The organism is Streptomyces sp. NBC_01283 (genome assembly GCF_041435335.1).
Classification (GTDB): domain Bacteria; phylum Actinomycetota; class Actinomycetes; order Streptomycetales; family Streptomycetaceae; genus Streptomyces.
The window spans coordinates 3,509,103-3,520,647 of record NZ_CP108430.1 but is presented as its reverse complement, the minus strand read 5'-3'; the positions used below and the strand labels follow the sequence as shown (position 1 = coordinate 3,520,647).

At 66.8% G+C, this 11,545-nt stretch carries 11 protein-coding genes; 10 read left to right on the top strand and 1 reads right to left on the bottom strand.

The window, feature by feature from the left end; all coding sequences use genetic code 11:
• The first annotated feature begins 6 nt into the window (after positions 1 to 6).
• The 7 genes from OG302_RS15905 (at position 7) to OG302_RS15875 (ending at position 8,804) form a co-directional block, all read left to right on the top strand.
• Complete coding sequence (locus tag OG302_RS15905; protein WP_371527391.1) at positions 7 to 312, top strand: helix-turn-helix domain-containing protein; 306 nt, start codon at positions 7 to 9, stop codon at positions 310 to 312.
• 168 nt (positions 313 to 480) lie between these two features.
• Positions 481 to 2,355 carry a translational GTPase TypA gene (typA, locus tag OG302_RS15900; protein WP_371527390.1) on the top strand — a complete coding sequence of 625 codons (1,875 nt, stop codon included), beginning with the start codon at positions 481 to 483 and terminating at the stop codon, positions 2,353 to 2,355.
• Positions 2,356 to 2,980: 625 nt separating this feature from the next.
• Positions 2,981 to 4,606 carry an ABC transporter substrate-binding protein gene (locus OG302_RS15895; protein WP_371527389.1) on the top strand — a complete coding sequence of 542 codons (1,626 nt, stop codon included), beginning with the start codon at positions 2,981 to 2,983 and terminating at the stop codon, positions 4,604 to 4,606.
• 81 nt (positions 4,607 to 4,687) lie between these two features.
• On the top strand, positions 4,688 to 5,617 hold the full coding sequence (locus OG302_RS15890; RefSeq protein WP_371527388.1) for an ABC transporter permease: 930 nt from the start codon (positions 4,688 to 4,690) through the stop codon (positions 5,615 to 5,617).
• Positions 5,610 to 6,572 (top strand): ABC transporter permease, encoded by a 963-nt coding sequence (locus OG302_RS15885; protein ID WP_371527387.1) that lies wholly within the window; start codon positions 5,610 to 5,612, stop codon positions 6,570 to 6,572. The genes OG302_RS15890 and OG302_RS15885 overlap by 8 nt, the downstream gene beginning before the upstream one ends.
• Positions 6,573 to 6,583: 11 nt before the next feature.
• The gene (locus OG302_RS15880) at positions 6,584 to 7,645 is read left to right on the top strand and encodes an ABC transporter ATP-binding protein (RefSeq protein WP_371527386.1); all 1,062 of its coding nucleotides are present in this window, start codon (positions 6,584 to 6,586) and stop codon (positions 7,643 to 7,645) included.
• A complete protein-coding gene (locus OG302_RS15875; RefSeq protein ID WP_371527385.1) occupies positions 7,638 to 8,804 on the top strand; it encodes an ABC transporter ATP-binding protein in 1,167 nt (388 codons plus the stop codon). Before OG302_RS15880 ends, OG302_RS15875 begins: the two co-directional genes overlap by 8 nt.
• Before the next feature lie 74 nt (positions 8,805 to 8,878).
• Here OG302_RS15875 and OG302_RS15870 read toward each other — a convergent pair whose 3' ends face one another.
• Positions 8,879 to 9,460: a hypothetical protein gene (locus tag OG302_RS15870; RefSeq protein WP_371527384.1), complete on the bottom strand. Its 582-nt coding sequence runs from the start codon at positions 9,458 to 9,460 to the stop codon at positions 8,879 to 8,881.
• Positions 9,461 to 9,692: 232 nt separating this feature from the next.
• On the opposite strand from OG302_RS15870, the gene OG302_RS15865 reads away from it, so the two are divergent.
• From OG302_RS15865 to OG302_RS15855, 3 genes are read left to right on the top strand one after another with little or no spacing between them, the layout of a single operon-like run.
• A complete protein-coding gene (locus OG302_RS15865) occupies positions 9,693 to 10,238 on the top strand; it encodes a SigE family RNA polymerase sigma factor (protein WP_371527383.1) in 546 nt (181 codons plus the stop codon).
• Positions 10,231 to 10,881, top strand: a complete 651-nt coding sequence (locus OG302_RS15860) for a hypothetical protein (protein WP_371527382.1) — start codon at positions 10,231 to 10,233, stop codon at positions 10,879 to 10,881. Before OG302_RS15865 ends, OG302_RS15860 begins: the two co-directional genes overlap by 8 nt.
• 5 nt (positions 10,882 to 10,886) lie before the next feature.
• Positions 10,887 to 11,426, top strand: coding sequence for a GNAT family N-acetyltransferase (locus tag OG302_RS15855; protein WP_371750134.1), 540 nt, complete (start codon positions 10,887 to 10,889; stop codon positions 11,424 to 11,426).
• Positions 11,427 to 11,545 lie beyond the last annotated feature (119 nt).

Below are 11,545 nucleotides of genomic sequence, written 5' to 3'. Positions count from 1 at the left end.
GGAATCGTGACTCAGGGCAGGCGTGCCAGCCTTGCCGATGCGCGTGCCGCTCGGGCGATCACGCCCGAGATCGAGGAGGAGTACGCCGCCGCGCGTCTCCGGTTCGTGCTTGCCGAAGCCGTGCGTGAGCGGCGGCAGGAGCTGGGGCTCTCGCAGAGCGAGCTCGGGCGCAGGGCGGACATGACGCAGTCGGCCGTGGCGCGGTTCGAGGGGGGCGGCACCGTGCCCACGATCCCGGTGCTCGACCGGCTGGCCCGCGCGCTGGACCTCCAGCTGCGCGTGGAGCCGGCGCCGCACGCCGAGAGCGCCTAGTTCTGGGGGTAAAACCCCAGCTCAGGGCCCCCGCGAGGGGCCCGCGGAGGTCGCCTCCCCGTAAGGGACGTAGACTGGGGTGAGGCCGTGGCGTGTTCTGCCCGGCAGGGCACGCGTGCCGGACCGTACGCGCGGCCATCCACTCTTCCCGGGAGAAGCGCAGCTCGTATGCCCACGCGCCATGACATTCGTAATGTTGCCATCGTCGCCCACGTCGACCACGGCAAGACCACCCTGGTCGACGCCATGCTCAAGCAGGCCGGCTCCTTCGCCGCGCACGCAGCCGAGTCGCTCGACGACCGCATGATGGACTCGAACGACCTGGAGCGTGAGAAGGGCATCACGATCCTGGCCAAGAACACGGCCGTCAAGTACCACCCCAAGGATGGCGGCGACGTCATCACCATCAACATCATCGACACCCCCGGCCACGCCGACTTCGGTGGTGAGGTCGAGCGCGGCCTGTCGATGGTGGACGCGGTGGTGCTCCTGGTGGACGCCTCCGAGGGTCCGCTGCCCCAGACCCGCTTCGTGCTCCGCAAGGCCCTCGCGGCCAAGATGCCGGTCATCCTGTGCATCAACAAGACGGACCGTCCCGACTCGCGCATCGCCGAGGTCGTCGACGAGACGTACGACCTCTTCCTGGACCTCGACGCGGACGAGGACCAGATCGAGTTCCCGATCGTCTACGCCTGCGCCCGTGACGGCGTCGCCTCGCTGACCAAGCCGGAGGACGGCACCGTCCCGGCCGACAGCGAGAACCTGGAGCCGTTCTTCTCCACGATCCTGGAGACCGTCCCGGCTCCGGAGTACGACGAGGAGGCCCCGCTCCAGGCGCACGTCACGAACCTGGACGCCGACAACTTCCTCGGCCGTATCGCCCTCTGCCGTGTCGAGCAGGGCGAGCTGCGCAAGGGCCAGACCGTCACGTGGATCAAGCGCGACGGGTCGCAGTCCAACGTCCGCATCACCGAGCTGATGATGACCGAGGCGCTCACGCGCAAGCCCGCCGAGAAGGCGGGCCCCGGTGACATCTGCGCCATCGCCGGTATCCCGGAGATCATGATCGGTGAGACCCTCGCCGACCCCGAGAACCCGATCGCGCTGCCGCTCATCACGGTCGACGAGCCCGCGATCTCCATGACCATCGGCACCAACACCTCGCCGCTCGTCGGCAAGGGCGGCAAGGGCCACAAGGTCACCGCCCGCCAGGTGAAGGACCGTCTGGACAAGGAGCTCATCGGTAACGTCTCGCTCCGTGTCCTGGACACCGAGCGCCCCGACGCCTGGGAGGTCCAGGGCCGTGGTGAGCTCGCGCTCGCCATCCTGGTCGAGCAGATGCGCCGCGAGGGCTTCGAGCTCACCGTCGGCAAGCCCGAGGTCGTCACCAAGCAGATCGACGGCAAGACGTACGAGCCGATCGAGCGCATGACCATCGACTCGCCCGAGGAGCACCTCGGCGCCATCACGCAGCTGATGGCGACCCGCAAGGGCCGCATGGAGACGATGACCAACCACGGCTCCGGCTGGATCCGCATGGAGTGGATCGTCCCGTCGCGTGGCCTCATCGGCTTCCGTACGGAGTTCCTGACCCAGACCCGCGGCACCGGCATCGCGCACTCGATCTTCGAGGGTCACGAGCCGTGGTTCGGCGACCTGCGCACCCGTCACAACGGCTCGCTCGTCGCGGACCGTTCGGGTTCGGTCACGCCGTTCGCGATGGTCAACCTCCAGGAGCGCGGTGTCATCTTCACCGAGGCCGGCACCGAGGTGTACGAGGGCATGATCGTCGGCGAGAACTCGCGCGCCGACGACATGGACGTGAACATCACCAAGGAGAAGAAGCTCACCAACATGCGTGCGGCTTCCGCGGACACGACCGAGAACGTCGTGCCCGCCCGCAAGCTGTCGCTTGAGCAGTCCCTGGAGTTCTGCCGCGACGACGAGTGCATCGAGGTGACCCCGGAGACCGTGCGTATCCGCAAGGTCGTCCTGGACCAGAAGCAGCGTGGCCGCACCGCCTCGCGCGCCAAGCACGGCTAAGGCCGGGGCAAAGCCCGGCTAAAAACTCGGGCTCGGCACAACTGCCGCTGACGCTCTGCGAATTCGGCATCTGAGGCCGGTTTCCGCCTCTCCCCAGGGAGAGGCGGAAACCGGCCTCTCGCGCGTCTGCGGGGGTTACCCCCTTGCGCGGCCCTGAGCGGCACTACGCTGGCCCAGGCTTCCGGGGGCGGCGGTTCCGCACCGTCGCGACTCTCCGCGCATCTACGCGCGTCCACAGAGCCGCCCCCGAAGACGCCGTGAGTCGGCTCCGGTTCGGTCGGCCGCAACCTGTTTTCCTGGACCATCTGTCCGGAATGCGGACACCGTTGACCGTTAGATGTGTAACACGTCCGTTTCGCAACCATCTATCTCGGATCGGTTTGTCCGGATTTTGGAAGTTGTACGCACCAGGTGTGATTGAACCGAGACCAAAAGAGTGTGGTCGGGCGGTACCTCATGGCTAATAGTTGACCGCGTATAGCTCGGGTCAATGGGTCACGCGCTGTGGGGAGCGCCGACTCACGAGCACACTGGGGTACTTCGATCTACGCGCCGTCAGGGGTGTCGGCGCGGTTTCTTGTACCCCCTCTTGTAGTGAACAAGTGGACTCATGAGGAGGAACCCCATGCGTGGTGCCAAGAGCGCCAAGTGGGTCGCGATAGCGGGTGTCGTGGCGCTGACGGCAACGGCCTGTGGTGGCGGCGACGACAGCAGCAGCGGCAGTGGCAAGGTGGACCCGAAGGGGATCGTCAGCTACGCCAATGGTGAGCCGCAGAACGCCCTGCAGCCTTCCAACACCATGGAGGCGTACGGCAGCGTCGTCATCGACTCGCTCTTCACGGGCCTGGTCCACTACGACAAGCAGGGCAACATCACCTACGAGAACGCCGAGTCGGTCACCCCCGACAAGGCGAACAAGGTGTGGACCGTCAAGCTGAAGCCGGGCTGGAAGTTCCACAACGGTGAGGCTGTCACCGCCAAGTCGTACGTCGACGCCTGGAACTGGGCGGCCGACCCGGCCAACGGCCAGCAGAACAGTGGCTGGTACCGCGACATCGCCGGCTACGACAAGGTCCACCCCGAGAAGGGGAAGGCCAAGTCGAAGTCGATGGAGGGCCTGAAGGTCGTCGACGACAACACCTTCACCATCACGCTGAACACGGGCATCCCGTACTACGCGTACAAGCTCGTCTATGCGCCCTTCTACCCGATGCCTTCGGCAGCGCTGAAGGACCCGAAGAAGTACGGCGAGGCGCCCGTCGGCAACGGCCCGTACAAGTTCAAGAGCTGGGACCACAAGAAGTCGGTCCAGGTGACCGCGTGGTCCGGCTACAAGGGTGACGCCAAGCCGAAGAACGGCGGCATCAACTTCAAGGCGTACACGACGCCGCAGGCCGCGTACGACGACCTGCGCTCGGACAACGTCGACACGATGCCGCTGATCCCGGACAGCGAGCTCGCCAACTTCAAGCAGGACTTCGGCGACCGCGCCATCGAGCAGGACTTCTCGGCGATCAACACGGTCAACCCGGCGTTCTACAGCAAGACGTTCAAGGACGTCGACGTCAAGGTCATCCAGGGTCTTTCGATGGCCATCGACCGCGACACCATCGCGAAGACCACCTTCGCCGGTACGCGTGAGTCCGCCACGGGCTGGGTCGCCAAGGGCGTCAAGGGCTACAAGGCCGACGCCTGTGGTGAGTTCTGCAAGTTCAACCCGAAGAAGGCCAAGCAGTTCGTCAAGGACGGCGGCGGCGTTCCCGGGAACAAGGTCTCCATCCAGTACAACGCCGACCAGCCGCACAAGGGTTGGGTCACGGCGGTGTGCAACAGCATCACCAAGTCGACCGGCGTGAAGTGCGTCGGCGACCCGAAGACCGACTTCCAGGCCGACACCGAGGTGCGGGACAAGAAGCAGGTCAAGGCGATGTACCGGTCGGGCTGGGTGCTCGACTACCCGTTCAACGGCAACTTCCTCGCCGACCTCTACGGCACGGGCGTCGACGGCAACAAGGGCGGTTTCTCGGACAAGAAGTTCGACGAGCTGACCAAGAAGGCCGATGCGGCCAAGACCGTCGACGAGTCCGCGGAGCTCTACCAGAAGGCCGAAGCGCGTCTGGCAGAGACCTTCCCGGGTATCCCCCTCTGGTACAACAAGGTGCTCTCCGCGTCCTCCAAGAACGTGAAGAACGTCAAGTTCGACCAGGCCGGAGACCCTGTCCTCACCGACATCGAGGTCTTCGAGAAGTAGGCGTCGGAGCCCAGTTCCCGAAGCGACGCCCGGCGATCCCGGGCGTCGCTTCGGGCGGCTCCGGATTGGACGGAGGCACCAATGGGGCGATATGTCGCGCGGCGACTGCTCCAGATGATCCCGGTCTTCATCGGGACAACCCTGTTGATCTTCATCATGGTCAACGTGCTCCCCGGCGACCCCGTACGGGCGCTGTGGGGCGACAAGCCGCCGGACCCGGCGCAGGTGGCGCAGATTCGCCACGACCGAGGTCTGGATCTGCCGCTCTGGGAGCAGTACCTGCATTACATGAAGGGGCTCCTGCAGGGAGACTTCGGCAAGACGATCGCCGGAAACAGGCCGGTGCTCGACGAGATCACCCAGGCGTTCCCGGTCTCGCTTCGCCTGGCCGCCATGGCCTGGTCCTTCGAACTCGTGGTCGGCATCACGCTGGGCGTGCTCGCGGGCATCAGGCGCGGGCGCATCGTGGACAACGGGGTGACGCTGTTCACGCTCCTCGTCATTTCCGTCCCCATCTTCGTGATCGGCCGTCTCTTCCAGCTCTATTTCGGCAATGAGCTGGAGTGGATCACACCGACGGTCCAGGACTCCGAGAACCTGGGGCAGTTGATGGTGCCGGCACTGGTGCTGGGCATGGTCGGCCTGGCCTACGTGGCGCGCCTCACCCGTACGTCCGTGGCTGAGAACCGCTCGGCGGACTACATGCGCACGGCCGTCGCCAAGGGCCTTCCGCGCAAGCGCATCATCACCAGGCACCTGCTCCGCAACTCGCTGATTCCCGTGGTCACTTACCTCGGCACCGACATCGGTGCCCTGATGAGCGGCGCGGTCATCACCGAGGGCATCTTCAATGTGACAGGCGTCGGCAACCTCCTCTTCCAGGGCCTGGCCCACCGGGAGGGCGCGGTCATCGTCGGCATTGTGACCGTTCTGGTGCTCGTATACCTCGTCGCCAGCCTGATCGTCGACCTGCTTTACGCGGTCCTGGACCCGAGGATCCGTTATGCCTGACCTCACCAAGACCTCGACTTCGGACGAGACGGCCGCGGCACAGGACGAAGTGGTGGCGGGAGCTGCCGTCTCGGCCGTGCCTGCGCCTGGTAAGCCGCGCAGCCTGTGGGGAGACGCCTGGCGGGATCTGCGCCGCAACCCGCTCTTCGTCATATCCGCAGTGCTGATCCTCGTCCTGCTCCTGGTGGCCGCCTTCCCCGGCCTGTTCACCAGCGCCAACCCGGAGTCCGGCGACCAGGTCAACCACTTCCTGGGCAAGCCGAACCTGGGCCACTTCTTCCAGCCGGATTGGTTCGGATACGACAGGACGGGCCGCAGCATCTATGCCCGCGTTCTCTACGGAGCGCGGAACTCGATCACGGTTGGCATCAGCGTGACGCTGCTAGTCACTCTCTTCGGCGGCCTGTGCGGCATGCTCGCCGGCTACTTCGGCGGGTTCTGGGACAGCCTCATTTCCCGGCTGACCGACGTGTTCTTCGGGATCCCGTTCCTGCTTGGCGCCATGGTCGTCCTGAACGCCTTCACCGAGCGCACCGTGTGGGTGGTCACAGGCGCTCTGGCCTTCCTCGGCTGGACGCAGATCGCCCGCGTGATGCGCGGCGCAGTCATCACCACCAAGCACGCGGACTACGTGGTGGCGGCACGCGCACTTGGCGCCGGGACCAAGCGGATCATGTTCCGCCACATCCTGCCGAACGCCATCGCTCCGGTGATCGTCGTCGCGACCATCTCGCTCGGTACGTACATCGTCGCCGAGTCGACGCTGTCCTACCTGGGTCTCGGTCTTGCCGATGACGCCATCTCCTGGGGCGGCGACATCTCCGACGCGACACAGGACATCCGGAACAACCCGCACACGCTGTTCTTCCCCGCTGGGATGCTCAGCCTGACCGTGCTGGCGTTCATCATGATGGGTGACGCCGTACGCGAAGCCCTCGACCCGAAGCTGCGCTGAGGGAGGCGTAAATGACCAGCATCGACATCAAGGAAGACTCGGTTCCCGCCCCCCGCTCGGGTGAGGAAAAGAGCGGCAGGCTGCTTGACGTCAAGGACCTGCACGTCGAGTTCCACACCCGTGAAGGCGTGGTCAAGGCGGTCAACGGCGTCAACTACAGCGTGGACGCGGGCGAGACGCTCGCCGTGCTCGGTGAGTCGGGCTCCGGCAAGTCCGTGACCGCCCAGGCGATCATGGGCATCCTCGACATGCCGCCCGGCAAGATCCCGCAGGGCGAGATCCTCTTCCGCGGCCAGGACATGCTGAAGATGTCCAACGAGGAGCGCAGGAAGATCCGTGGTCGCAAGATCGCGATGATCTTCCAGGACGCGCTGTCGTCGCTCAACCCCGTGCTCTCGGTGGGCTATCAGCTCGGCGAGATGTTCCGGGTGCACGACGGTGTCAGCCGTAAGCAGGCCAAGGCCAAGGCCATCGAGCTGATGGAGCGGGTGAAGATCCCGGCCGCCAAGGAGCGGGTGAACGACTACCCGCACCAGTTCTCCGGCGGTATGCGCCAGCGCATCATGATCGCGATGGCGCTCGCCCTTGAGCCGGACCTGATCATCGCCGACGAGCCGACGACGGCTCTCGACGTGACGGTCCAGGCACAGGTCATGGACCTGCTCTCCGACCTGCAGCGCGAGTACAACATGGGCCTGATCCTGATCACCCACGACCTCGGCGTGGTCGCTGATGTCGCGGACAAGATCGCGGTCATGTACGCGGGCCGGATCGTCGAGACGGCCCCGGTCCACGAGCTCTACAAGCGCCCCGCGCACCCGTACACGCGCGGCCTGCTCGAGTCGATTCCCCGTCTCGACCAGAAGGGCCAGGAGCTCTACGCGATCAAGGGCCTGCCGCCCAACCTGCTCCACATTCCGTCCGGTTGTGCCTTCAACCCGCGCTGCCCCAAGGCGCAGGACATCTGCCGTACGGACGTCCCGGCCCTGGTGCCGGTGAGCGAGCAGGACGGCGCGGAGCTGCCGGGTCGCGGCAGCGCGTGCCACTTCTGGAAGGAGACGATCCATGGCTGAGCCGACGAAGGCTTCGAAGCTCTCGAAGACGGACGAGCCCGCCGACGCCACCCCGAACGTCTCCGAAGTGGAAACGGTCGACGCTGCCACCGCCGAGGAGGCCGTCGCGGCCATCGAGGCGCCGGTGGAGCGCGGCGAGCCGATCCTCCAGGTCCGCAACTTGGTGAAGCACTTCCCGCTGACCCAAGGCATCCTGATCAAGAAGCAGATCGGTGCGGTCAAGGCGGTCGACGGCATCTCGTTCGACCTCTACCAGGGCGAGACGCTCGGCATCGTGGGCGAGTCCGGCTGTGGCAAGTCCACGGTCGCCAAGCTCCTGATGACCCTGGAGCGCGCCACCGCGGGCGAGGTCTTCTACAAGGGTCAGGACATCACCAAGCTGTCCGGGCGCGCGCTGAAGGCGGTCCGCCGCAACATCCAGATGGTGTTCCAGGACCCGTACACCTCGCTCAACCCGCGTATGACGGTCGGCGACATCATCGGGGAGCCCTTCGAGATCCACCCCGAGGTGGCTCCCAAGGGCTCGCGCCGCCAGAAGGTCCAGGACCTCCTGGACGTGGTGGGCCTGAACCCGGAGTACATCAACCGCTACCCGCACCAGTTCTCGGGCGGCCAGCGCCAGCGCATCGGCATCGCGCGCGGTCTGGCCCTCAACCCCGAGATCATCATCTGCGACGAGCCGGTCTCGGCCCTGGACGTCTCCGTCCAGGCCCAGGTCATCAACCTGATGGAGAAGCTGCAGGACGAGTTCAACCTCTCCTACCTCTTCATCGCGCACGACCTGTCGATCGTCCGGCACATCTCGGACCGCGTGGGCGTGATGTACCTCGGCAAGATGGCGGAGATCGGCTCCGACGAGCAGATCTACGAGCACCCGACGCACCCGTACACGCAGGCGCTCCTGTCCGCTGTCCCGGTGCCGGACCCGGAGGCTCGTGAGGGCCGCGAGCGCATCATCCTCACCGGTGACGTGCCGTCCCCCGCGAACCCGCCCTCGGGCTGCCGCTTCCGCACCCGCTGCTGGAAGGCGGAGGCGAAGTGCGCGGAGGAGACCCCGCTGCTCGCGATCCCGCAGCGGTTCGCGGGCCAGGACACCCCGGCGGCCCATGAGTCGGCGTGTCACTTCGCGGAGGAGAAGAACGTCGTGCACGCGGCGTAGAGCCCGGCAACAATGCGTGCGCCCCGCCGAACATCAAGTTCGGCGGGGCGCACGCATTCCCTTGCCCGGACCGGCTAACGGTTGGGCTTGAGATTGAAGTAGAGCTTCGACCTGGGGTGGCACCACATCGGCTCGTTAGCGCCGGCGATCTGGAGGTGCAGCATGAACTGAAGCGGCTTGCTCTTGGAGAACTTGACCGTCTTGTTCAGCTTGTACGTCCTCCACTTGGAACCCTTGGAGATGTACCACCCGTTGGACTTCCGCCACTTCTCGTCGTGGCTTCCATCGAAGACGTAGGCCGAACCGACGTGCAGCTCGCGCTCGTTGTAGTAGCGCACCTTGATGCTCTTCACTCGCGCTGACTTGCGGGTGACCTTGCCCAGGTTCCAGACGACCTTCTCCATGGTGGAAGCATGCGGCTTGCACTCGGAGTAGGCGTTCTTGTTGTAGCCGATATTGGCTGAATAGACCTTCTGGGTTCCGCCCTTGACCTTGGCTTTGCTCGTGGTCGAGCTCGGAATCTCCTGAAGGGCGGACACGCCGCCACCAGAGATGTCCCCGTGGTTCTCGGCGGCGGACGCAGGGCCGGCCATGGCCAGCGTTCCGGCAGCCAGTGCCATGGCACTCATGAGGGACGCGGTGGTCAGTGCGCGCATTACTCTCCCATTATTGTTGCTCGGTGTTGCCCATGGCTAGCGGTGCGTATTCAAGCTAAGGGGTGAAGTTCTGGTACCGCTAGTGACTTGAGGGGGAGTTGAGGCTTTGGTGGGGCTCTGCGGGAATAGCCCGGAAAATCGTCCGTAACGTAGGCCGCACCCCGAGCGTGGGAAAGGTAGAAGCGGCGAGCGGGACGGGCGAGCCGCCGAACCGAGCGACGGACGGGGGACGATGACGCAGTGGGCGAGAGGGTCTGACCGGGATCCTGATCATGCTCAGGAGTTCGATACGTTCTACGCCGCCACCGCCAAGAGGCTGGTCGCGACGGTCTATGCGATGACCGGCGATCTGGCCGAGGCGGAGGACGCCGTGCAGGAGGCGTATGTGCGGGCGTGGCACCGGTGGGAGGGGTTGACGCGGGACGGGGATCCGCTGCCGTGGGTGCGGACGGTCGCCTCGCGGCTCGCGATCAGCACCTGGCGCCGGACCAGGAACCGGCTGCGGGCCCAGCTCAGGCACGGCGCGGCACCGGATGTGCCGGAACTTTCCGCGGACCGGGTGGCGCTGCTGGCCGCGCTGCGTGAACTGCCGCCGCAGCAGCGGCAGGCGGTGGTGCTGCATCACCTGCTCGACCTGCCGGTGGAGCAGGTGGCCCGGGAGACGGGCGCTTCCAACGGGGCTGTACGCACCCGGCTCAGCCGGGCCCGCAAGGTGCTGGGCGAGCGCCTGACGGACACGACCGCTTTCGCCGCTGAGGGGGCCGCCAACCATGGCTGAGGTCGAGGAACTGCTGGACGAGGTCGCCGTACGGATGCCGACGGCGGCCCAGGTGCGGGTACGCGGGCGGCGGCGCACGCTGCGTCGGCGGGCCGCTCTGGGCGTGGCCGTCACCGCGGTGGTGGCGGGGGGCGCCGTGTGGGTGGGGGCGCCCGGAGGCGGTGCGGGGCGTGAGGTGCGGCCCGCGGCCTCGCCGACGGCCAACCCCTTCAAGGTGGGCGGCATGGTGCGGGCGCTGCCCCCCGAGGAGATGCCGGAGGCCGGGAAGTGGCACTGGAAGGGCGACGAGGAGCAGGACGAGCCGGATCTGGCGTTGCCCGCGGTCGGAGAGCCGGACAGCTGCCCGGGGTCGTACGCCCTGCGGAAGGTGCCGAATCAGGTCCAGTACGCCACGAGCTACTACAGCGACAAGGGCGCCACCGCCCGGCAGCGCGTCACCGAGTACGACAGTGAGAACGCCGCGGGCGGTGAAGTGGCCCGCCTCCGGGGTGTGTTGGCCGAGTGCGGGCTGCGGGACCATGGGACGGGCGTGGAGCACTGGTCCGGGGAGACCAAGTCCTCCTCGTGGCTCCGTGTCGACGTGAAGCGGTGGGGCAAGTGGGTCTCGGTGGTCGAAGTGGAGGCGGAGGAGAGCGCGCGGTGAAGCCGGTGATCAGTGAGTCGGTCGAGGCGGGCGGGACCCTGGCCCTGCGGCCCTGGGCCGAGCGTGACGCCGGTGCCGTCGTGGCCGTCTTCGCCTCCCCGCGGGCGGGGGAGATGGCGCGGCAGGCCGACCAGCCCGTCGACTCGGCGGAGGATGCCGTCCGCTGGGTCGCGCGCCGGCAGCGGGAGTGGGCCGCCGGTACCGCGTACGCCTTCGCGGTCGTCGACGGCGAAGGCGCCCCGCTCGGCAATGTCGCGGTGGGCGCGGTGAACCGCACGCACGCCACCGGATGGGTCTCGTACTGGACGGTGCCCGGTGCCCGCGGGCGGAACGTGGCGACGTACGGCTGCCGGGCGCTGAGCCGGTGGGCCTTCGACGAGCTGGGCCTGTTCCGGCTCGAGTTGGGGCATCGCGTCAACAATCCCGCGTCGTGCGGCGTCGCCCGGGGTGCCGGGTTCGCGGTGGAGGGGATCCAGCGGCAGAAGCTCGCGTACGACGGCGTGCGTCACGACGTCGAGCTGCACGCACGCCTGGCGACCGACTGACGGCGCGGGTCCCTCACGACCGGACGGCCCCCGGCGCCGCCCCGTGTGTCACGCGAGTGCCGCAATGTGCCTCTCGAAAGGGTGACTCCGAGGTGCGACATGTCGGATGTGGGTCGATA